The following is a 23,074-nucleotide window of genomic DNA, read 5'->3' on the forward strand; positions in this document are numbered from 1 at the left end:
ATCAATCGCTATTAAGAGTGTAACGATAAATATAGGTACGCAAAGCTTTGTTACATATTCCTGTAGGATTTAAACATCTCGACATAACTATTCGCGTATTCTTAAGCTTATCGATGATCTAGAGCCGTTAATCTGGGTCATTAAAAATCATTCAACAGGAAGGATTTTAACGTGGCTAGTAAAAAACAAATAATTCTACCAATTGCCGTTCTTGCGGTGGGAATTGCAGCGGCAGTTGCTATGTCTGCAATGAAACAACCTCCAGAAGAGAAGAAAGAAGAAATAGTGCATCCTCTCGTACAGGTTCAACCTATTCATATTGACCAAGTTAGGCTTAACGTATCGTCATACGGTATCGTGATGCCAAAATACAGTACTGAGCTTGTTGCTCAGGTCAGTGGTCAAGTCATTTCATTGTCTGACAAGTTTGTCAAAGGTGGCTTTGTCAAAGAAGGTGACGTGCTTGCTCGCATCGACCCGAATGACTATGAAGCGTCGCTGATTGAAGCCGAAGCGGCTTTAGCACAAGCGAGCTCAGCGCTAGAAATAGAACAAGCTCAGGTACAAGTAGCAAAAGCAGAATGGCAAAGGATTAAAGCAAACGCTAACGAAAAGATACCTTCCGAGCTCTATTTAAGAAAACCTCAGCTCGCTGAAAAGTTAGCAAGCTTTAAAGCGGCGCAGGCTGCGGTGAAAAGAGCGAACCGAAATTTGGAGCGTACTTACATCAAAGCGCCTTACGATGCGATTATAGAATCTCGCTCCGTAAGCCTCGGTAGTGTAGTCAATCCCGGTAATGGCTTTGGTAAACTCAATGCGACATCTGTTGCGGAAGTACGCCTCCCTGTTGCCGATAATGAATTGAAATACTTACCGCAACAAGGTGTTGGCACCGATGTCGTGATCACAGCAGAAGTCGCTGGTCAACCGATGAGTTGGAAAGGTGAAATAGTCCGCAGTGAAGGCGTTATCGATAACAAAAGTCGCATGACCTACCTTGTTGCTCAAGTCGAACAGCCTTATCACAACGACATGAAACCACTACGTTTTGGCGCTTATATCAACGCAGATATTCAAGGTTTGTTAGTGCAAAATGCCACTATGCTTCCTCATCACTTAGTGAAAGAAGGTCGCGTTGCAACATTGGATGACGATAACAAGCTGAGCTACAAAAAGGTCAATATTATTAGAGAGTACAATGGCAAGGTCGTCGTTGATAACGGCGTTGAGTCAGGCCAACAGATCATTACTTCAGCACTGGACTATCCTTCTGAAGGGATGCAACTTCGTACAAACGACACTCCTTCGCAAAGCGCTAACACGCAACTGGCACTCAAAGAGGAGTAAAGTTTATGCATAGTCAAAGCACAGAAAAAGGCTTAATTGCTTGGTTTGCACGTAACCCAGTCGCAGCAAACTTATTGATGATATTTATTATTGTGGGCGGCTTGCTTACCGCGTTTTCGATCCGTAAGCAAATGTTTCCGCAATACATAAGTAACTGGATAAGTGTTCAAGCAGTGTATCCGGGCGCGGCACCTCAAGAAGTCGAGGAAGGGATCACGATTAAGATTGAGGAATCCATGGAAGGTCTAGAAGGGATCAAGCGCTTGATCACCTACTCTAACCGTGGTAATTCGCAAACTTGGATAGAAGTAGACGAGCAGTACAACACTAAAGAAGTACTCGACGAAATAAAAATGCAAGTAGACTCCGTCTCAACTTTCCCATCAGGGATGGAGCGTCCTATTGTACGTCACGAAAAAGAAAACCAAGAAGTAATGTGGTTGTCACTCAATGGCGACTTAAGTCCCCATGATCTTAAAGAGCTTGGTAATCGCATTCATGAAGAAATGCTGTCGTTACCCGGCGTTAACCTTGTGCGTTTTGATGGTGGCCTGGACTACGAAATTTCTGTTGAGATAAGCCCAGATAAAATGCGCGAGTACGACCTAAGTTTTAGAGCGATTTCGGATGCAGTAAAGAGCTTCTCAGCGAATATGTCTGCCGGTCAAATTCGCTCCGAAAATGGCTATATTTCAATGCGAGTTGAAAACCAAGCCTATCGCGGTGATGAATTTAGAAAACTCCCCTTGCTAACACTACCTGACGGCGCACAGGTTAGCTTAGGCGATGTCGCCACCATTAACGATGGCTTTGAAGAAGGACTGCAATACTCTAAATACAATGGTAAGAACTCACTGGTTTATGAAGTTAGCGCGTCAAAAGACCAAGACATCACCAAAGTTGCAGATATCATTAAGAACTATCTTGAGGCAAAGAAAGGTTCACTACCACAAGGCGTAGAACTTGAACCTTTTATTGACTTGACCTATTACCTCAATGGCCGCCTTAACATGATGCTAGAAAATATGGCGTTAGGTGGCGTATTAGTTATGCTAATGCTTGCTCTATTTTTACGTGTACGTTTAGCATTTTGGGTCATGATGGGGTTGCCAGTTAGTTTCTTAGGTGCGTTTTTAATGATGCCAATGGGTTATTTAGACGTAACGATTAACTTAGCCTCACTGTTTGCCTTTATTTTGGTGCTGGGGATTGTCGTTGATGACGCGATAGTCGTCGGTGAATCCGCCCATGCTGAAATAGAAAAACATGGTCATAGCCTCGATAATGTCGTTCGTGGCGTAAAACGTGTTGCTATCCCTGCCACTTTTGGTGTGCTGACTACTGTTGCAGCTTTCTTACCGCAAACATTAGCAACCGGTCCAACGGCGGCATTTTCTAAAGCAATTGGTGGCGTGATAATTCTGTGCCTATTATTCTCTTTGGTTGAATCTAAACTGGTTTTACCTGCGCATCTAGCCGCGATGAAAGACAAACCAAGCAACCCTAAAAATCCGTTCCACCGCCTCAGGGAAAAAATGGATAGCGGCCTTCAATCTTTCATTGAAAACACCTACCGCCCATTCATTGTCCGCTGTATTCACTACCGTTATACCGTTATCGCTGGCTTTTTAACCATTTTAATTGTCAGCGCCGGGATGTTTGCTGGTGGCTTAGTGAAGTTCGTTGCTAACCCAAAAATCCCCCATGATTTTCCACGTATCTCGATTGATATGAACTTATCCTCGTCAGAAAACGCGACGCTTGAGTCAATTCAAAAAATCGAGCAAATGGTACTGAATGTCGACAAAGAAATTGAGGCTGAGTATGGCAAGAAAATGATCCGTGATTACATGGTGAATATGAACGGCCGCACAAGCGCAAATATTATGGTGATCTTGGTTGAACCAGATGCACGCCCAATCGATACCTTTGCACTCAGCGCCCGATGGCGTGATGCAATGCCTGCACTGCCTGGTGTTAAGTCGCTAAACATTCAAGATAGTATTATGAATGGTGGCCGTGATGACGGAGACATTAGCTTTAGGTTAGAAGGTAAACACAAAGAAGAGCTTCGCGAAGTCGCGCAGAAACTAAAGGACAAGCTAGCAACTATCGAAGGGGTTGGTGATATCAACGACTCCATGCAATCAGCAACCGATGAAGTGCAGCTTGAGCTGAAACCTTTGGCGTACAGCCTTGGACTGACGTTGGCGGATGTTGCATCCCAAGTAAACTTCAGTTATTACGGCCTTGAGGCACAGCGTATTTTACGTGATGGTGAGGAGATCAAAGTAATGATCCGTTACCCAAAAGAACACCGTGATGCCATTAGTGATATTCAGGATGTGCGTATTTTAACGCCTCAAGGTGCAGAAGTGCCCTTGGTAGAAGTAGCGGATGTAAAATTGGTCGACGGTGTTAACCGAATTCGCCGCGAAAACGCCAAACGCACTATTAATGTTTGGGCATCAGTTGATACAGAAATCGCACAACCATTTGAGATAGCAAAACAGGTTCGTGACGAGTACCTTCCTAGTCTATTAAAGAATTATCCTAGCGTTCAAAGTGCAGTGGCAGGTCGCGTACAAGAAGAAATGGAGAGTGTTGCTGAGCAAATTCGTGACTTTGCCCTATCATTAATGATTATCTTCGCACTACTGGCAATTCCGCTGCGTTCTTATTCTCAGCCTGTCATCATCATGTCTGTGATCCCATTTGGTGTAGTCGGCGCGGTATTCGGTCATATGATATTGGGAATGACAATGAGTAGCTTGTCTTTCTTTGGCATTATTGCCGTGGCGGGGGTTGTGGTGAACGACTCTTTGGTTATGGTGGATTTTGTCAATAAAGCACGCGAAGAAGGCATCGATTTAAAAGCCGCAGCCGTCGAGGCAGGATGCAAACGCTTTAGAGCAATCTTGCTCACTTCGTTGACCACCTTTATCGGACTTGTACCAATCATTATGGAAACGAGCCTACAAGCTAAAATTGTTATTCCAATGGCAGTTTCGCTTGCATTTGGTGTGTTGTTTGCCACGGTGATCACCCTAGTACTTATCCCTTGTCAATATGTGGCACTTGAAGATCTTAAACGCGTTGGCCGCAAATGGTTTAAAGGTAAAGGCTCGGCTGATAGCCAACAAACAACACCAGAGCTAAATTCTAATACTCACTAAGTAACAAATTACTAGCCCACAAAAAAGCTCGGAAACTTCCGAGCTTTTTTATTTTTTAATACAGATGTTACTGACTGTAATGCGCAAAAAAGCGCTTTACTCTATCCATTGCAGGCTGTAAATCATCTTTATGTGGTAAAAACACTAATCTAAAATGATCCGCACTAGGCCAGTTAAATGCACGTCCGTGGACAAGTAGAATTTTCTCTTCTTTGAGCAAATCGAGCACCATACGCTCATCATTCTTAATATTAAACCGCTTCACGTCGACTTTTGGAAACGCATAAAGCGCGCCCTTTGGCTTTACACAGCTTATCCCTTCGATATCGTTTAAACCTTTAAACGCAATATCACGCTGCTCATACAAACGCCCACCTGGTTCAATGAGTTGGTCGATGGATTGTATGCCTCCAAGCGCTTGTTGAATGGCAAACTGTGCAGGAACATTGGCGCATAATCGCATAGACGCAAGCATTTCTAAGCCTGTAATCAAATCCTGCATCACTGAATGCTTACCACTGATCACCATCCAGCCCATGCGGATCCCGGCCGCACGATAGGTTTTTGCTAAGCCGTTAAAAGTGATAACTGGGATATCATCACAAAGGCTCGCGATTGAAAAATGCTCCGCACCGTCATATAGAATCTTTTCGTAGATCTCATCACTCAGTATTAATAGCTTGTGTTCTCTGGCAACGTCAATTAAAGCCTCGAGCAATGCTTTGTCATATACAGCACCGGTCGGATTATTTGGGTTGATCAACACCAATGCCTTTGTACGACTCGTGATTTTACGCTTGATATCTTCGATATCTGGAAACCAGTCTTGCTCTTCATCACAAAGATAATGCACTGGATTACCGCCTGATAATTTAACAGCGGCAGTCCATAACGGATAATCCGGTGCGGGGATCAACACTTCGTCACCATCATTGAGTAAGGCTTGTGCGGTCATTTGAATCAATTCACTGACACCATTGCCAATGAAAATGTTATCGACACTAATATTGGGAAAGCTTTTTTGCTGATAATATTGATAGACGGCAACTCGAGCAGAATACAATCCTTTTGAGTCACAATACCCCTGTGCAGAATATAAGTTTTTTATGATGTCTCGGTGCATATCTTCTGGCATATCAAAGCCAAACGCCGCCGGATTGCCAATATTTAATTTGAGGACTTTCATGCCCTCGTCTTCCATTTTTCTTGCTTGATCCAATACTGGACCACGAATATCGTAACTCACCCCGTTGAGCTTATTACTTTTTGTTATTTGTAGCATCTATAACCCCCTCATTTTGCTCAAGCATATATCACAATGCCGTCTAAATTCTATGCTTGTGATAACTTTTTATGCTTCAAAAAAACAACATACAAAATGAAGCGCTTGGAGTGGGATGTATCAGCCTAATGTTAATAAAAAAGGCCGTATAAACGACCTCATTTCCGCTCTTTGGCCTATGCTGGATTTAAGACTGTGCACTCACCCACTGCTGTAGTTTCGCTTTTGAGCCTGCAACTTGCGCTGCAAGCTTCTCAATAGAGTCGTCAACAATATCTTGCTCCCCTTGCATGAGGGCATGCTCAATCGTTTTTGCTAAATCGCTCAAACTAGCAGCCCCAAACTGAGCAGCGTTAGATTTCAAACTGTGAGCATGACGAATAGCAGCTTCTTGATCCTGATTCAAGTTCAGCATCAACTCCGACTCTAACCGCTCGAATTCAGAGCAACAAAAATGAACCGTATCTTCGAATTGCTCGCCCAATAACATTTGCATGTTCTCTAGGGCACCTTCATCTATTACGATGCTCATAATTTTCCTTAAATTAAATATTCTATTACTTATGCTAGCCAAATCTGGTTTCTTGTGCAAAGTAAATGCGGGCAAGATATGGTAAAATGTGATTTATATTAAGAAACACCTCATCAAACATGAAACGTAATACCTGTCCAGTCTGTCAGTTTCCCACAAAAACTTGCGTATGCCCCTATGTTAGCAACGTGATATCAAATTCAACTCAAGTTATTATCATGCAGCATCCGAGCGAAGTAAAAGTCGCTAAAAATACCGCAAAGCTCCTCGCGTTGCAGTTAGACAGATTTGCGTTGTATGTTGGAGAAAATACCACCGACTTTGAAGAGTTGATTAACTTCTGCAGCTTAAATCATGTCGCACTGCTCTACCCAAACAGTCATTCCAAGACCTTAACTACAGGATATAACCACGCTCAAAAGCTCGATGCCATCATCTTATTGGACGGTACTTGGAAGAAAGCCACAAAGCTTTATAACCTCAACCCATGGCTAAGCCAGTTACCCAGTTTTCAGTTCGATTCGGTAAATGCGAGTGAATATACTATCCGTAAATCTAAACATGAATACAGTTTATCAACCCTTGAAGCGGCAGCGCAATTTCTCGAGATTGTAGATCAATGCGAAACTTCAGATCTCTACAAACTTCAAGCCGGCATGGTGAAAGAACAGATGAAGCGAATGCCTGATGATGTTAAGGCTCGGTATTAAAGGAAGAAAATGCCAAGCTCGAGACTACAGCGCGGATACACTCGCCGAGGACCCGATTATCGATTCGGCGATCAAGTTGATTTCAGTGAAATCAAACAGACCTTTGGCTTTAAAACCATGACCATTGGTCATTGGGTTACGCCCGAAGAAACCCGTTTATCCGCCAATTTCATTTATGATGCCCTCGCAGATCTAGCCCAAATATTGCAGGTACCACCAGAAGTCATTGGCCTTCGGGGAACACTTAATTTTGCTTTTGGCACAGGCGGTCAACAAGGTGTTCAAGCGCATTACGCAGCAAATACGAGAACACTCGCCTTGGCAAAAAATGCCGGTGGTGGCGCACTTGCCCACGAGTGGTGGCATGCATTTGATCACTATATTTGCCAGCATTTAATAACTCAGCCAAAAAAGCCTTTTGCATCATCAGCTTGGTTACTTTCTACCGAAACCGTATTACACCCTCTGAACACTGCTTTAGCAACGTTTTTTGCGCATACCTTTTTAGATGAACAACATCAAAAACCAAATCGGTATTTTCATACCGCCAAGATTGCCGATAGCGCAAACAAACAAATATATTACGCACTACCTGAGGAGCTAACAGCTCGGATGTTCGAGGCCATTATTGCCTACCACAGCGATATATCAAATTCATTTTTGGCCGCGGGAATTAAAGGTTCAGAACAAGAAAAACTGGGGATTTACCCAACATGTGAACATAGAGAACGATGCGCTGAGCCCATTTTTCACTACTTCAGCGAACTAGGAAAGATTTTATATCGCCGGCATAAGTGACTTTACTTAGCCAACTCTTAAATTCCGTGAACGGTAACGGACGTGAAATAAAATAGCCCTGTACAAAGTCGCAGCCATAGGCCTGCAAACGAATGTAGCTATTGATATCCTCAACCCCTTCTGCCACCACCCTTGATCCTAAACTGTGCGCCATATCACACGTCGCTTTACATATTGTTTGGTTGCTCTTAGATGTCTCGATATCCATAACAAAACTTTTATCAATTTTAAGTTCATCAAATCCAAGTTTACTCAAGTATGCAAGTGACGAATATCCAGTACCAAAATCGTCTATCGCCACTTTTACGCCAATAGAACGATAATCATCTAACACCCCTTTAAGCTCTGCTTCTTTTCCTATCGTTACAGATTCCGTGATCTCTATCATTATTTGAGAAGGTGCGAGCGATAATTCATTAATAAGCGTAATAAGCTGTACAGACAGCTCTCTTCTACTCAAGTCACGACCAGATACGTTGATTGAAATAACGTGCTCAGGCAATAACTTGGTTATCTCAGCTTGATAATGAAGTGCATGCTCAATCACCCATTCTGTGATCTCGTAAATTTGCCCTGAAGACTCCGCAATTGGAATAAATTCATCAGGAGGTATGTAACCAAGTTCAGGGTGAAGCCAGCGCAGTAGCACTTCCGAGCCAAATACCCTGCCAGTCCTGAGATCTACCTGCGGCTGAAAGAATAAACTGAACTGTTCATGTTCTATCGCACTTTTAAGAAACGAGGTGAGCTTTAATTGTCGCTCAGTCGAAATAGAGTTTTCAACATCAAATAGATGCCAACGTTGACCATTGTGTGACTTAGTATTAAGAGCCTGTAGAGCGCGCTGGATAAGCTTCTCAGTGGATTTTGCATGCATTGGATAATTCGCCACCCCAACCTCTAAACTATCGACAATCTGCGTGTCTTTATACCCAACCCCTTCTTCGAATACAGCAGATAAAATACATACATATTGCTCAACTTGACTGACCTCAATTTTACCATCAAGCACGATGGCAAACACTTGATCTTCTAGGCGGTAAATAGGTGTGTTTCCTTTATTTGCAACGGCAGCGCTACCATAAGTATTGATCTGCTCAGTGACCTCTTTGAATAACTTGTTGATGTGCTGATTCGCAAAAGTTAAGCCAAAACTCAGTCTTATTGATGGCAGGATCAGTGGTTTAAAAAGCAACAATGTATGCGCTTTATTTTGCTCCTCAAGCTTAGCAAGCGAACCAAACAGGGCAAATTTATTGGGCAGTGCCGTCTCTTTATCAAACTCAGCGTAATGAATATACATACGCCGCTTTTCCGCATCGTGCCAAACCACAAACAGTAGTAAGAGCATTAAATGTAGGCTGATCAACACATGATTTGCGATTGATATTTGCTCACTTGGCTGTATTAATTGACTCCCAGCAAAACCAATTAATACCGCCACCATGGGAGACCAAATTGCGCAGCAAAAATAGACTTCTTTACGACTGTCTTTATCTTGGCTTACCAAAATCATCGTACTTAATACAATTGCACCAATAACCATTATGGACTGAAGTGCAAAAGGTAAATTCACTTTCGCAAATGCCACAACGACACCGCTTAGTAAATAGATATAAGCGGTCGTCTTGATGGTTAGCTTAACCTTTCTATCAAGCCTATCTCTAGTAAGGAAATGATGAAAAAACAAAAGGCTGAAACCAAGTGCAAAACACACAAAGCTGCCACTGTAATGTAAAAAATGAATGCTATTTTGGTAGCTGAAAAAAATATCAGCGAGTCCTTTATGGGTGACGTATAGGCAGGCTAATGACAGCAAATAGCCTCCAACCGAAAGCAGGCTTGCGCGTTTCGAAATAATACCAGTACTGAGCATGAAAATACTCAATAAAAACATCACCCCTAGAAATAACCCAGTTAAAAATAGGTGAGCATTGGTATCTTCTATATAAACTTCATAAGGTTCAATACTCACCCTAGACAAAGAAACATAGGGTGATTGAACTTTAACAATTATCGGCTCAATCTGACTATTTGCATCAATCACCAAATGGGGTGAAAAATGGGATAACGATGTATGATTATTACTTTCGGGGATCTGAACTAATTTTCCAATAAGATCTGTAGTAAAAAACTCAACACTGCCCATGGATGGACGTGCGACAGTTAGTACTTGGTCTGACAGACCGTCGCGAACAAGGTTTGTGATTCGAAGCCAAACCGCAACGCCCTTTGGAATAATTACCGTTTCTTGCGATACACTAAACTGGGCTTCGGAAAAGTCACCATAGCTTACTGAAATTAAAGGTCTTGCTTCTATCGTTTCTGTGGCCAGCTGCGCTTCAGCAGTAGCCAACATCGCAAAGATGCAACACACAATTATCGTAAACATCAGTGTGACATACCTAGCAGCGCTAAGCCACATACCCATTCTCCTTGAGTCACTTTGACGGTGATTTATCAGCCTATTTGTTATGCAAAGAACCAAGCGTTAACGTTCAAGAAAACCATCAACCCGAAAGCATTGGCGATGAGGCTTTCTTTGCAAATCAGTAGGCAACGTCATTCGCGCACTAATACCTATTTCACTTTGTCTACTGCAGTCATTCGCATGACGCTTTCGCCGACAACATAAAAAACGCATTTTAATAAGTATGGTTTGGATCAAAGCAAATGCAAAAATATTATTGAATTTAAATCGTTATGGTTATTTGATGGGAAATCAAAAATGTAAAGATGGCATGCCGTTATAGGGGTTAAATATTTAATTATAAGATTGGAACAACAACTTGTTCTCCAGCCACTATTATTCCAAGCATAAGCGTCAGATTTGTTTGTAATAGGCCAACTATTTACACACAAATCCTCTCGCCTACCTTTTCAATTAACTGTCGTCACTAATACGCGAAGCAACCGCACTATTTTGATCCTTATATTTGGCGTCTTTACGCTCGTTATAAGGGAACTGCGCTGCACTTGTCATCGTTTCAAAGCTCATCGCACCTATTTTCATGTTTGGCCTAAGTGCCAAAGGCAACTTACCTGAGTTATAGAACTCTAATACAATGTTTCCAGACCAACCGGGATCAATACGATGCGCAGTAACGTGAACCATTAAACCTAGCCTTGCCAGCGACGAGCGGCCATCTAACCAACCAACAAGGTCGGCAGGTAGGGTTACCTTTTCATACGTCATTGCCAGCGCAAGTTCGCCAGGGTGCAAGAAAAATGCTTGGCCATCTTCTAACACAATTTCGTCACTCATGATGGATTCCATCGCGGCATTGATCTGATCTTTAGGACCACTGAGATCAACGTAAGGCGCGGCATGGTCCTGAAACACTCTAAACTTGTTACCCAGTCTTAAATCCACGGTAACACCTGAAATCATATCTGGCTTAGGTGTAGGTTCGATGATTATGCGTTGTTGTTCAATCGCTTCTCGAATATGGGTATCCGATAATCTCATTCTTAGTCTTCCGTCATCACAATCTCAACACCCGATGTTGAGTCTGATTGGTAATATAACATACTGGCAACCAGTTGGGCACAATCAACATAATGATCCGCTATACCATGATTGTCAGTCTTACTTTCTGAATTAGGCTCACGGACTGTGGCAATGATATCTTCGCCCTGCTCCGTTGCTGTTCTGATCTGTTCGTTAAGCGGTACTTCCGCAAGCAAAGGTACACCATAGCGACTCGCCAACGTAGTGCCACCGGAGTGACCAAAAATATGGTTACGGCTACCACACTGCCCACAGTTGAAGTAACTCATATTTTCGACCAAACCTAAAATGGGGAGCTGTACTTTTTCAAACATCGCGATACCCTTCTGTGCATCTGCTAGCGCCAAGGTCTGCGGTGTAGTGACAATCACCGCACCACTGGCTGGCACTTTTTGCGTCATGGTCAGTTGGATATCTCCTGTGCCTGGCGGCATATCAACAATCAGATAATCCAGCTCACCCCAATCCGTTTCATTTAACAACTGAGTAAGCGCTTGAGAAGCCATTGGTCCTCGCCAAACAGTGGCGTCCTCTGCTGGGACCAAAAAGCCGATAGACATGGCTTTAATACCCGACTTTTCAATTGGTAGTAAGGTTTTATCATCTTTCGCCTGAGGTTTTTCATCCTCAAGAGCCAGTAAACTAGGTAGCGAAGGGCCATAAATATCAGCATCTAGCACACCGACTTTCGCGCCTTGAGCACGTAGCGCATACGCCAAATTAATCGCAGTGGTAGACTTACCCACCCCGCCCTTACCCGAGGCAACAAGAATAATATGTTTAATGGCTTTAAATTTTGGTCTGCCGACGACTACGACGACTTTCGATGTCACCTCAATTGGCTTACCTAAGTGTTGCTGCAGATAACTGGCAATTTCTTGATCACATTGAATAGCAAACGGGAAATTAATATGTACTTGGATTTGCGTTTTTGACTCTTGCGTTTTGATGACCCAATTGGCATCAATACCTACTGGTAATGTCGCACTACGATAGCCATTTAAAAGCTCAATGATTGCCTGTTTGGTGTTTTTTCCCTTGGCAAACCATTTTTCCAGTCCAAACATACAAATTAAACTCCTCTGGGTGATGAAAATAGCCACGGAATTATGTAACATTCAACTCATTAAAACCAGTCAATTCGCGGTTCATGGTCTGAACGAAGGTGAGTCACTAAGCACACTTGTCCATACAAGTGTTAACTCGGTGAATAATCAACCAATTCAACACCATCAATTAGAAAGATCGCGCTAAATTCATGGAATCGTTATGACGAAGAGAAAAATTCTCATTACCAGTGCATTACCATACGCAAATGGCCCCACTCACTTAGGCCACTTGCTGGAATATATTCAAACCGATATTTGGGCTCGCTTCCAAAAGTTACAAGGCCATGAAGCCTATTATGTATGTGCAGACGATGCGCACGGCACGCCAATCATGCTAAATGCACAGAAGCAAGGTATCACACCTGAAGAAATGGTTAAGCAGGTAAGTATTGAGCGTCAGCGTGACTTTGCAGACTTCAATATCGAGTTTGATAACTATCACAGCACACATAGTAACGAAAACCGTGAACTAAGCGAGCTTATCTACACTCGTTTAGACGAAAAGGGCTATATCAAAAAGCGCACGATTTCACAGTTATTTGACCCAGAGAAAGGCATTTTCCTACCAGATCGTTTTGTTACTGGTACTTGCCCGACTTGTAAGTCTGAAGATCAAAATGGCGATAGCTGTGATGCCTGCGGTGCAACCTACAGCCCAACAGAGTTGATTGAGCCAAAATCTGTGATGTCTGGTGCGACACCTATCTTGAAAGATTCAGAGCATTACTTCTTTGACTTACCAGCATTCGAAGACATGCTAAAAACATGGCTACGCTCAGGTAGTCTGCAATCTGAAATGGCGAACAAGCTAGACGAATGGTTTGCAGACGGCTTGCAGCAGTGGGATATCAGCCGTGACGCCCCCTATTTTGGTTTTGAAATCCCAGGCGCGCCTGGCAAATATTTCTATGTTTGGTTGGATGCACCAATCGGTTACATGGCAAGCTTCAAAAACCTTTGCGAGAAACAAGGCCTAAACTTTGACGAGTTTTGGGGTGAAGGCTCTGACGCCGAGCTTTATCACTTTATCGGTAAAGACATCATCTACTTCCACAGCCTATTTTGGCCTGCAATGCTTGATGGCGCTAATTTCCGTAAACCAAATAACGTATTCGCTCACGGTTTTGTCACCGTAAATGGCGCTAAGATGTCTAAGTCAAAAGGCACTTTTGTAAAGGCTCGTACCTACCTTGAACACTTAGATCCTGAATATTTACGTTATTACTACGCGGCTAAACTAAACAGCGGCGTTACGGATTTAGACCTCAACTTAGAAGATTTCGCGGCACGCGTAAACTCAGACTTAGTGGGCAAAGTGGTAAACATCGCGAGTCGCTGCGCAGGCTTTATTACTAAGAAATTTGACGGCAAGCTAAGCGGCTCTGTTATGGACGAAGCGCTACTAACTAGCTTTGTTGCTGCAAAGGATTCAATCGCGACACATTTTGAAAACCGCGAATACAGCCGCGCAGTGCGTGAGATCATGACCCTTGCTGACAAAGCAAACCAGTTTATTGATGCCGAAGCGCCTTGGGTACTTGCAAAGAATGAAGAGACGCTTGAGCGTGCACATCAAGTGTGCTCTATGGGTCTTAACCTATTCCGCGTACTACTTACTTATTTAAAGCCTATCCTTCCTGGTATGGCGAAAAATGTAGAAGCTTTCTTGAACACTGAGCTAAGTTGGGAAAGCGTTGACAACGCCCTTGTTAATCATGAAATCAATAAGTTCAAGGCACTAATGCAACGTGTTGAACTTGATAAAGTGAATGCGATGATCGAGTCATCTAAAGAAAGTCTTGAAAAGAAAGTGGGTGGTCAATCTGTAGCAGCAGATCCGAATAGCCCGCTTGCCAAAGAGCCAATCGCTGCGGAAATCGAATTCGATGATTTTGCCAAAGTTGATCTGCGTGTCGCAAGAATTGCCAACGCAGAGCATGTTGAAGGTGCAGATAAACTGCTTAAACTTACGCTTGATTTAGGTGGTGAAACGCGCCAGGTGTTTGCTGGCATTAAGTCTGCTTATTCACCTGAAGATCTTATTGGCAAGTTAACCGTAATGGTTGCAAACCTAAAACCTCGCAAGATGCGTTTTGGTATGTCAGAAGGCATGGTGTTAGCTGCAGGCCCTGGTGGTAAAGAAATTTACATCTTGAACCCAGACGAAGGTTCACAGCCTGGCATGCGAGTGATGTAATCATCCTATTACTTGTATACAAATAAAGGCTTCGATTTAGAAGCCTTTAGTTTTGCTCAGATCAAACCTTCGCGCCAAATTTCATTATCGAAAATTAACCAAGCCGCGACCAGATACAAACAGCCGCCGTAAAACCGATTCAACCATTTATTATAATTTGGGTTATTCGACACTCGTGCCAACAAGTCGCCAGCTTTAATCCACACCAAATGCACCGAAATGTTGAGTATCGCAAGCCATAACACCAGAATTAAATTGCCCAACGCGCCGAAGGTATCATTTGCTTGCTCACTAAAAAGCGTAAACATAATAAAGACTAATACCCATCCTTTGCTATTCAAGATTTGCAGCAACGCCCCATCTATAAAACCTAATTTTTTGCTATCATTTGCTGAGATGTTCTTAGTCGCGGCAAAAAACTTCGTTGCCAGATATATAAGGTATATTGCACCTATCAATTGCATAATATTCAAAGCCATGGGGTGAGACTCAACGACTTTGCCAAGACTATACCCCACCAGCAGCGACTTTAGAATATACACAACGTCAACTCCGGCCAAGAGTCCTAATGATCGCCTCACTCCGACATTGGCACCTGATGCAGCAAATACGATATTTGCAGGTCCTGGACTAAAAACTAACGGGAACATGGCACTAAACCAAATGATAAACAAACTCATGGTTGAAACTTCTCCTTTGTGAAAGCACACAAAGTACAGAAATCGCAAGGCATGTTCTTGTACAAAATTGAAATAAGCCAAAAGCCTAGATATCAGCACCTGTAATTAGACGGTGATACCCCATATGCCCGCTTAAAGTTGCGACTAAAATGGCTTTGATCATAAAAGCCACAGGTTAGCGCCGTGTCTACACACGTCATGCCCTTAGCAAGCAGCAGCTTGGCCTTTTGGATTTTAATTTGCAGGAGGAATTGGTGTGGAGTCAGGCCAAATGCAGAATTAAAACCTTTAATTAATTGAAACCGAGTGCTGTCCGTTAAACACTCTAAGTCATTGAGTGAAATGTTCTCTTGCCAGTTATCAAAAAGATAATCTCTTGCACGAAACACGCTGTGAGTATCAATAAAAGCAGTGTTTTCAGGGTTTGTCACTGAGCCATACTGAGTAAACACCTTTTCTAAAGTCATCAGCAACAACGACTCTTTTGTCAGTGTGAAACTGGCTTGCTCCATGGCTTGATGAAGCTGCAATAAACCTAAAAATAGACGATTATCATCAATGATGGTGCGATTAACAACAGGCGCTAAGTACACACTCATATTATCAAAAAGTCGCTGTAGAAATGCGAGATCAAAATAAAACATTCGATAGCGCCATCCGCTTGGCACACCTGGGAATCCGGTGTGCACTTCAGAAGGGTTGATAGCAACAACGTGATGTTTAGGCACTATTAACTTTTGCCCGCCATAGAGAATACCTTCAGCACCTTCTTCTATCACGCCAATGGCCAATTCGTCATGCCAATGTTTGGCAAACTCAAACTTAGTATATTGCGCTGATAAAAGCTCGACACCCTCAACAGACTTGTCTTTCCAGATTTTAGACTTTTCCACGTGTAACTCTACTACTTAGGATTACCTTTTTTAGTCACCTTTGATTACTCTACTTCTCGCTCGCGATAACTTTTCCAGCTAATCCCAGCAGCAATACGCCCGAGATACCTTCAAGAGCACGAGAGTACCGCTTAGCATTAGGACGATTGAATAGCCAGCTTCCGGCTACCGCGTAAATCAAGTTACAAAGTGTCGCCAAGGCACTAAACAACATGCCGAGCGTTAAAATTTGCAGCGAAGTGGAATGTGCTGAAAGGTCAACAAATTGTGGTAAAAAGGATAAGAAAAACAAAGCCACTTTAGGGTTTAAAACACTTACCAATACCCCCTGCATAAAGACATTACCTGTTGCAACCTCGGTTTGTTTTAACTGCAGTTGACTATCGCCACGCCACATCGATAATAACGACTGAATCCCTAAAAAAACTAGGTAAGCAGCGCCAAGCCACTTCACCACACTAAACGCAAAGGCTGAGCTTAAAATAATTGCTGATAATCCTAAACAAGCGGCAATTGTATGAACGAAATAACCGGTGCCTAAACCCAGCGCAGCCTTTAGTCCTGCTGACATTTTGCCTTTCATTGTGTTAGACACAATATAGATCACATCGGGACCAGGGATGAGGTTAATCGCGAGACACGCCACCGCAAATACGGCGAGAGATTGCAAGTCCATCAAAATTTTCCTTTTAAAACAACACTTCACTGTAAACTATCAGTACCTGAATATTTACACAACTAATCTAATCGCTTTTTAAAGCGCATCGTCGCAATCATAAAGCCAATCACACTAAAAGCGACCAAACAGAGTAAATCAAAATACAAATCGCTAAAGTGCGCGCCTCGAAGTACCACAGCTCGGATCGACCGTACGTAATGTGTGGCAGGTAAGATCTCTGCAAGGTATTGCGCCGCTCTTGGCATCGCGGCAAATGGGAACATAAATCCTGATAGCAATATCGCAGGCAGTAACACAAAAACCGTCATTTGCATTGCTTGTAATTGGTTCTTGGCTTTGGTGGAGATCAACAGTCCTAAGGTAAGGCTCGCGGTGATAAACAACAACGTCACGATAAGTAAACTTGGCATATCAAAATTGAGCGGTACATCAAATAGCCAATGTCCTAAAAATAGTATTATCGCCATTTGAATAAAGCCTACAAGAATGTAAGGTAGAATTTTACCTAACATCAGTTCGGTTGGCCGAACCGGTGTGGTGATAAGAAATTCCATATTACCCTGCTCACGCTCTCTAACCAGCGCTGAGGAGGTAAATAGGATCATCGTCATCGTTAATATAATAGCAATCAAACCGGGAATAATATTAACCGACGAACGTTTCTCTGGGTTAAAGTAATTTTGCAGCGCAAAAGCTGGGTCTGGCAGTGCAGACATAGGTAACCTTTTGATGCTAATTGGCAACTTGCTGAGTCCTGCCACGGCACCACTCAATAGCGGATCGGAACCATCAATCAACCACTGTGCAACGCTATGTTGCGCAGTACTATTACCCACTTTATAGCCACTTAGTTGATAATCACGATTGAGCTGCCGACGCACAAAATCAGCAGGAATAACCAACACGGTATTCACCTTTGCTCTGGTAATGGCCTGCTCAGCCGCCGCAATTGAATCGTAATAGCCGATAAAGTCAACAACTTGAGTGTTGGCTGCGGTTTGGATCAACTGTCTGGATTGATAAGTCTGACTAAAATCTACAATACCTGCGGAAACATGTCTCACATCAGTATTAATTGCATAACCAAATAGCAACAGCTGCGCCAATGGCAACATCACAATCATCGCAAAGGTAATACGGTCGCGTGCCAGCTGCATAAACTCTTTACTGACGATGGCATTTAACCTACGCAAGCTCAGCATAGCCCCTCCCTGTGCTCGTTACAAACACATCCTCGAGGTTAGTGCGAGTGAAATCCACTTCATAACCACCTCCAGATTCAGCTCGCAATAATGCCAGAGGTTGTGATTCTTTTTTGTTTATCAATACCCTAAGGCGAGCACCTATTTGGGAGACGGAAATCACACTGGGTAATGAAGCTAAACGTGTTTTTAATGCCGCAACGTCGTCACCCACAACTTCGCACACAGAAACCCTTAACTGTTCCATCAGCGCGATGGGACTATCATCCGCACGCTTTACACCTTGCTCTAAGATAGCAAGGCGGTGACAACGCTCTGCCTCGTCCATATAATGGGTAGACACTAAAATGGTCGTGCCCTGCGCACTTAAACTAAATAACTGCTCCCAAAATGCACGACGATTTTCCGGGTCAACCGCTGACGTCGGCTCATCTAAAAAGAGCAACTCTGGTTTATGAATAACAGCGGCGGCAAGCGCTAGGCGTTGTTTTTGTCCACCACTCAATGCACCGGACTGCACCGATTTTTTATCTTCTAATTGGTATTCCTGTAGCAGCTCAGCCACTCTACGCTTAACATCATTGCGTGATAAACCATAAATTTTCGCCACAAACTCGAGATTCTCCAGCACACTTAGCGACTCGTATAGGGAGAATTTTTGTGTCATGTAGCCTAGTCGATTACGCAAGCTTTCACCATGTGCCTGCACATCCTTTCCCATAATACTGATATGACCTGTGGTTGGTGTTAACAGTCCAGTCAACATCCGGATTGTGGTTGATTTTCCACAGCCATTTGGCCCCAGAAAACCGTAAATTTCGCCCTGTTTTACGGTAAGGTCTAGGTCTGAAACCGCCCAATAGTCGTTAAACTGCTTACCCAAACCTTCACTTTGGATCACGATTTCCTTAGTCATTTTGCAGCTCCACCCATACCGGCGTGCCTGAAGGGACAGTCACTTTATCAGTGAACACCACTTCCACCACATACATTAAACGTGCTCTTTCCTTTTGTGAAAGTGCAAAATAAGGCGTGAAGCTCGCGCTTTGGCTAATGTAGCTGACGGTGCCCTGTAGACTTTTATCACTGCCATCGAAATGCACGTTTAGCACACTTCCCAAAGAGACTTTAGCAAGCTGGGTTTGCGGCAGATAAAGCCGTGCGAATGTTTTGTCGTCAGCAGCCAGCAAAATAATCGGTGCGCCTTTAATGGGACGCTCACCAACAAGCCAAGGTAAATCTTCGACAATGCCGGAAGTGGGTGCTTTAAGGGTAAGATCAGCGAGCTGTTTGTTGGCGATAATTAGCTGTGTTTGTGCTTCTGCAATTGCGATTTTTGCTTGTTCGATTGTCTCCTCTCTCGTGCCATTTTCAAGCTCTTTCAAACGCGCTTGAGCCTCTTGCAAAATACCAAGTGCCGACTCGACATTGGCAAAGGCGGCATCGACCCTATCTTGAGAGGTCAACTTGTCTTTGATTAACTGCCTCTGTCGAACAAGTTGCCGCTGAGCTTCTTCCCAAGCGGCCTGTGCTGCATGCACCCTTGCTTTGGCTTGTTTGACTTGCTCAACTCTGGTGCCAGAGAGTAACAATCTATATTGCGCTTGCAAGCGCGCGATTTGCTGTTCAATAGCATTAACCTGTTGTTGCTGCACTACGTCATCGATTTTTGCCAGTGGCTGTCCTTTTACCACTTTATCGCCGCGCTCGACCAGCAACTCAATTAATAACTCTCCGGTTGGGCTGCTGATCTGCACCTGCGGTCGTTCAATAATGCCGAAGATTTTACGCACAGGTTTAGAGCAACCAACCAAAAGCGTCAATAACACAAAACTAATGATGTAAAACGGTGCTTTCATGATGTTTTCCGTTCAATATGCTGGGATAGAAACACGTTAAAAATAGCTTGCTGATGTTTGCCAAGGGAGCGCCACTGCTCAGTATCCGAGTTTTTGATACCAAGTAGCGGCTGCATCACAGGTGGCACCAAAAAAGGAAATGCCGACAAGCCAAGACAGGTTAAAAGTAACCATTCAGCTCGAATGGGCTCTGCAGGCGAAAGCGTTTGAAAGGTCGAATTTAAAGTACTGACACCGTTCTCTACATGCTCAAAGAAAATCTTTTTTATGATTTCATGCTCTTTAGAGTGCATATCATGTAGTGCCATAAAAATGATCTTAGGTAGCGTTGGGTATTGGCTCATCACCTGAAAGTAACGCTCTATAAACTGAGTTAAAATGAGCGGTGAGAGTTCGCGTAACTGTGATTTTTTAATCCCTTCAAGCAAGCTCAGTAGAGGTGCCGCAACTTCGCGAAATACCGCTTCAAACAGCCCTGCTTTATCGCCGAAGTAGTACTTAATCAAAGCAATATTTACCTCTGCAAGGTCCGCAATTGCTCTGGTCGTGACTCGATTATATCCGCGGTTAATAAACAAACATTTACCAGCGGTGATGAGCTTTTCTCTCGGGGTAACAGCGGCTTCCGTTAGCTTATTTGTCATGTTTCAACTCCATTAATCACTTGATTAATATACTAGGACAAATGTTCAAGCTTCACGACAGCTTTCGTTAATCAAAAAAGAGGAAATGATTAATCACTAATCTACATCAAGCTTTCATTGGTTATCTGCCCTTTCTGTGGACAGGCACACAAATTGAGTAACTTATGGCGTGATTACAAGGCCGTTATCGTGGATAGTCACTTAATAGTTGATATTCAAATAGCAAAGCCAACAAAGCAAAAAGCCGAATTTCATCGGCTTTTGAAATGCTAAAAATTGCTTAACTTAGCCAGAGAGTTTTGTGGATAACTCTGCTCTCGTGCCTTGCTATCACGCTGGTACCTACATCCTTTAGGCAAGGCGTATTTACGCACCAATAGCTGGAAGCGATTTCAACGCAGCTAGCGCTAAAACTGGCTGCTAGAAAGACATTAATTATCTGAAGTTCAGGTTAACTTAGTGCAGCTTCATTTTTGGCCGCACCACTCTAAGCACCTTTTCGCTTATCCATAGTGCAAAGGTTTTTGCGATACCATGGATTGCGCGCTGATGCATTCTATACAATGAGATGTACATAAATCGCGCTATCTTGCCTTCAATAAAAAAGCTATTGCTGGTTAGGTTTCCCATTAAACTACCGACAGTGCTGTAACGAGATAAATTCACTAAAGAGCCGTGGTCGCTATAGATAAACTCTTGTAAAGGTTGATTTTTTAATGCTGCGATTAGATTTTTCTCTACACATTGCGCCATTTGATGGGCGGACTGAGCACGCGGCGGCACTTGAGTACCATCCGCTTGGGTAAATGCGCAGCAATCACCGATGACATAAATATGCTCATCTACACTGCTTTGTAAGTATTGATTTACCTTAATTTGATTATTGCGAGTAAGCTCGAACAACCCAATCTCTTTAATAAAGTCTGGTGCTTTTACCCCCGCAGCCCACACCTTGATGTCAGCCTTTAGCTGTTCATCTTCTTTAGTAATAAAACTGTCTTCAGTTGCCTGCTTTACCTGGGTGCCTTCTCGTACCGTGACACCTAGCTTCACGAGCTCCCGTTTAGCTGAATTGGCAATACGCTCAGGGAGTGCTGGTAATATTCGAGGACCTGCTTCTATTAAATCAATACGAAGGCGTTTGGCAGTCATTTTATTCAGCCCGTACATTTTCAACATGTCTGATACATGATACAGCTCGGCAGACAGCTCAACGCCAGTAGCGCCACCACCAACAATGCCAATGGTTAACGAGTGCTTTGGATCATCGTCTTGGTGTAAGCGTGTAAAGTTATCGAGGAGTGCATGCTGAAATCGCTCAGCTTGCTGATTTGAATCGAGAAAGAAGCAATGCTCCTTGACCCCCGGCGTATTAAAATCATTGCTAATACTACCAATGGCCAGCACTAAATAGTCATAGCTGACTTGTCGCTCTGGGAGGATACGATGACCGAGTTCGTCTTTTAGCTCGCTCAGCGTGATGGTGTTATTGTTTGAGTCTACGTGGCTAAAACTGCCGAGCTGAAACTGATAATAATGCTTTGCTGCATGAGCAGAATAAACCACTCCATCTAAGTCAGCGTCTATAGACCCTGTCGCGACTTCATGAAGCAACGGTTTCCAAATATGACTACGATTTTTATCAATTAATAAGATTTCTGCTTGGCGTTTTTTCCCGAGTTTATGTCCTAATTGTGTTGCCAGTTCTAAGCCACCAGCACCACCACCGACTATCACAATTTTAGGAAGTTGCGTATTCATCATATTGCCCTTAAAAGTATAATACTTAAGTACTCTAGGGTCTTAAAAAAGCACTTAGGTATTTCAAATCCATCATGAAATACCTTGTCTGGCAACGCCTACTATTGTGCGCCTTTTTAGTTCATTTGTCAGCGGATAACGTCAAAATTATTCAACAGTTTTCCCAAGTCCAAGGGCGCTCAGAGCCAACAAATGCGGTTCGCATAACAGTGAAGATGCCCCCTGCTGGCCAAATTTACATTCAGTTTTAGATAATTGTTGTACTAACCATTATGATTGAATGCACTTTCCAATATAGAGACTAGACTGAATGTAAGCATACTCTGAGCCGAGAATAGTACCTCCGCATTCCACAGGGTTATGTGTCTTTTTGTATTAGCTATTTAAAGGAGATAAACATGGCATTTCCAACTGCAGTAAATAGTCAAGTTACCGATTCAGTGTCTCAAACAAACACTAAAGTGCTTGGAGACTCACCAGCATTAGCAACGAGTAAGCTCATGCTTGCCGTGAGCCAAGCATTGTCAAACGCTGCACATAACGCTATCAATGCGCAACAAAATAACAATGTCACTGCTCAAGCGGCTTTGACGCAGGGAGTGAATACCCTAATGAATATGGATACCGCAGCATCAATGGATGTTATAAAAATTTACAGATAGTAAGAAATACCCTATTCCCCGAGTCAATGTAA

General features: G+C 43.2%; 19 protein-coding genes. 6 read left to right on the plus strand and 13 right to left on the minus strand.

The window, feature by feature from the left end; genetic code table 11:
- The first annotated feature begins 171 nt into the window (after positions 1-171).
- Together CKO50_RS04940 and CKO50_RS04945 are read left to right on the plus strand one after the other, a co-directional pair.
- Positions 172-1,347, plus strand: a complete 1,176-nt coding sequence (locus CKO50_RS04940; RefSeq protein ID WP_095727256.1) for an efflux RND transporter periplasmic adaptor subunit — start codon at positions 172-174, stop codon at positions 1,345-1,347.
- Positions 1,348-1,352: 5 nt separating this feature from the next.
- A complete protein-coding gene (locus CKO50_RS04945; protein WP_095727257.1) occupies positions 1,353-4,523 on the plus strand; it encodes an efflux RND transporter permease subunit in 3,171 nt (1,056 codons plus the stop codon).
- A gap of 67 nt (positions 4,524-4,590) precedes the next feature.
- Here the strand turns inward: CKO50_RS04945 and CKO50_RS04950 are convergent, their stop codons facing one another.
- Positions 4,591-5,805 (minus strand): pyridoxal phosphate-dependent aminotransferase, encoded by a 1,215-nt coding sequence (locus tag CKO50_RS04950; protein WP_095727258.1) that lies wholly within the window; start codon positions 5,803-5,805, stop codon positions 4,591-4,593.
- 187 nt (positions 5,806-5,992) lie between these two features.
- Positions 5,993-6,337 carry an Hpt domain-containing protein gene (locus tag CKO50_RS04955; RefSeq protein WP_039495682.1) on the minus strand — a complete coding sequence of 115 codons (345 nt, stop codon included), beginning with the start codon at positions 6,335-6,337 and terminating at the stop codon, positions 5,993-5,995.
- Between the two features lie 119 nt (positions 6,338-6,456).
- On the opposite strand from CKO50_RS04955, the gene CKO50_RS04960 reads away from it, so the two are divergent.
- Both CKO50_RS04960 and CKO50_RS04965 read left to right on the plus strand, forming a co-directional pair.
- A complete protein-coding gene (locus tag CKO50_RS04960) occupies positions 6,457-7,047 on the plus strand; it encodes a tRNA-uridine aminocarboxypropyltransferase (RefSeq protein WP_095727259.1) in 591 nt (196 codons plus the stop codon).
- 9 nt (positions 7,048-7,056) lie between these two features.
- Complete coding sequence (locus CKO50_RS04965; protein WP_095727260.1) at positions 7,057-7,845, plus strand: CLCA_X family protein; 789 nt, start codon at positions 7,057-7,059, stop codon at positions 7,843-7,845.
- Here CKO50_RS04965 and CKO50_RS04970 read toward each other — a convergent pair.
- The 3 genes from CKO50_RS04970 to apbC all read right to left on the minus strand — a co-directional run bounded on the left by CKO50_RS04970 (position 7,805) and on the right by apbC (position 12,423).
- Entirely contained in the window at positions 7,805-10,270 is a 2,466-nt protein-coding gene (locus tag CKO50_RS04970) for an EAL domain-containing protein (RefSeq protein WP_095727261.1), read from the minus strand. The two genes, CKO50_RS04965 and CKO50_RS04970, sit on opposite strands and share 41 nt — an antisense overlap.
- 459 nt (positions 10,271-10,729) lie before the next feature.
- A complete protein-coding gene (dcd, locus tag CKO50_RS04975) occupies positions 10,730-11,314 on the minus strand; it encodes a dCTP deaminase (RefSeq protein WP_010371648.1) in 585 nt (194 codons plus the stop codon).
- A gap of 2 nt (positions 11,315-11,316) precedes the next feature.
- Positions 11,317-12,423: an iron-sulfur cluster carrier protein ApbC gene (gene apbC / locus CKO50_RS04980; protein WP_095727262.1), complete on the minus strand. Its 1,107-nt coding sequence runs from the start codon at positions 12,421-12,423 to the stop codon at positions 11,317-11,319.
- A gap of 202 nt (positions 12,424-12,625) precedes the next feature.
- On the opposite strand from apbC, the gene metG reads away from it, so the two are divergent.
- Positions 12,626-14,662, plus strand: a complete 2,037-nt coding sequence (gene metG / locus CKO50_RS04985) for a methionine--tRNA ligase (protein ID WP_095727263.1) — start codon at positions 12,626-12,628, stop codon at positions 14,660-14,662.
- Between the two features lie 56 nt (positions 14,663-14,718).
- Here the strand turns inward: metG and CKO50_RS04990 are convergent, their stop codons facing one another.
- The 8 genes from CKO50_RS04990 to CKO50_RS05025 all read right to left on the minus strand — a co-directional run bounded on the left by CKO50_RS04990 (position 14,719) and on the right by CKO50_RS05025 (position 22,380).
- A complete protein-coding gene (locus CKO50_RS04990; RefSeq protein WP_095727264.1) occupies positions 14,719-15,342 on the minus strand; it encodes a LysE family translocator in 624 nt (207 codons plus the stop codon).
- Positions 15,343-15,434: 92 nt separating this feature from the next.
- Positions 15,435-16,235 carry an AraC family transcriptional regulator gene (locus CKO50_RS04995; protein WP_095727265.1) on the minus strand — a complete coding sequence of 267 codons (801 nt, stop codon included), beginning with the start codon at positions 16,233-16,235 and terminating at the stop codon, positions 15,435-15,437.
- 49 nt (positions 16,236-16,284) lie between these two features.
- Positions 16,285-16,911, minus strand: coding sequence for a LysE family translocator (locus tag CKO50_RS05000; protein WP_095727266.1), 627 nt, complete (start codon positions 16,909-16,911; stop codon positions 16,285-16,287).
- Positions 16,912-16,973: 62 nt separating this feature from the next.
- On the minus strand, positions 16,974-18,116 hold the full coding sequence (locus CKO50_RS05005) for an ABC transporter permease (RefSeq protein ID WP_095727267.1): 1,143 nt from the start codon (positions 18,114-18,116) through the stop codon (positions 16,974-16,976).
- On the minus strand, positions 18,100-19,032 hold the full coding sequence (locus CKO50_RS05010; protein WP_095727268.1) for an ABC transporter ATP-binding protein: 933 nt from the start codon (positions 19,030-19,032) through the stop codon (positions 18,100-18,102). The genes CKO50_RS05005 and CKO50_RS05010 overlap by 17 nt, the downstream gene beginning before the upstream one ends.
- Positions 19,025-19,975: an HlyD family secretion protein gene (locus CKO50_RS05015; protein ID WP_095727269.1), complete on the minus strand. Its 951-nt coding sequence runs from the start codon at positions 19,973-19,975 to the stop codon at positions 19,025-19,027. Before CKO50_RS05015 ends, CKO50_RS05010 begins: the two co-directional genes overlap by 8 nt.
- Positions 19,972-20,619, minus strand: a complete 648-nt coding sequence (locus CKO50_RS05020) for a TetR/AcrR family transcriptional regulator (RefSeq protein ID WP_095727270.1) — start codon at positions 20,617-20,619, stop codon at positions 19,972-19,974. Before CKO50_RS05020 ends, CKO50_RS05015 begins: the two co-directional genes overlap by 4 nt.
- 456 nt (positions 20,620-21,075) lie before the next feature.
- Positions 21,076-22,380, minus strand: coding sequence for an NAD(P)/FAD-dependent oxidoreductase (locus tag CKO50_RS05025; RefSeq protein WP_095727271.1), 1,305 nt, complete (start codon positions 22,378-22,380; stop codon positions 21,076-21,078).
- A gap of 398 nt (positions 22,381-22,778) precedes the next feature.
- Here CKO50_RS05025 and CKO50_RS05030 point away from each other — a divergent pair, with 398 nt between their 5' ends.
- A complete protein-coding gene (locus CKO50_RS05030) occupies positions 22,779-23,042 on the plus strand; it encodes a RebB family R body protein (RefSeq protein WP_095727272.1) in 264 nt (87 codons plus the stop codon).
- Positions 23,043-23,074: the final 32 nt, after the last annotated feature.

Source organism: Pseudoalteromonas sp. HM-SA03, from assembly GCF_002289345.1.
Taxonomy (GTDB): domain Bacteria; phylum Pseudomonadota; class Gammaproteobacteria; order Enterobacterales; family Alteromonadaceae; genus Pseudoalteromonas.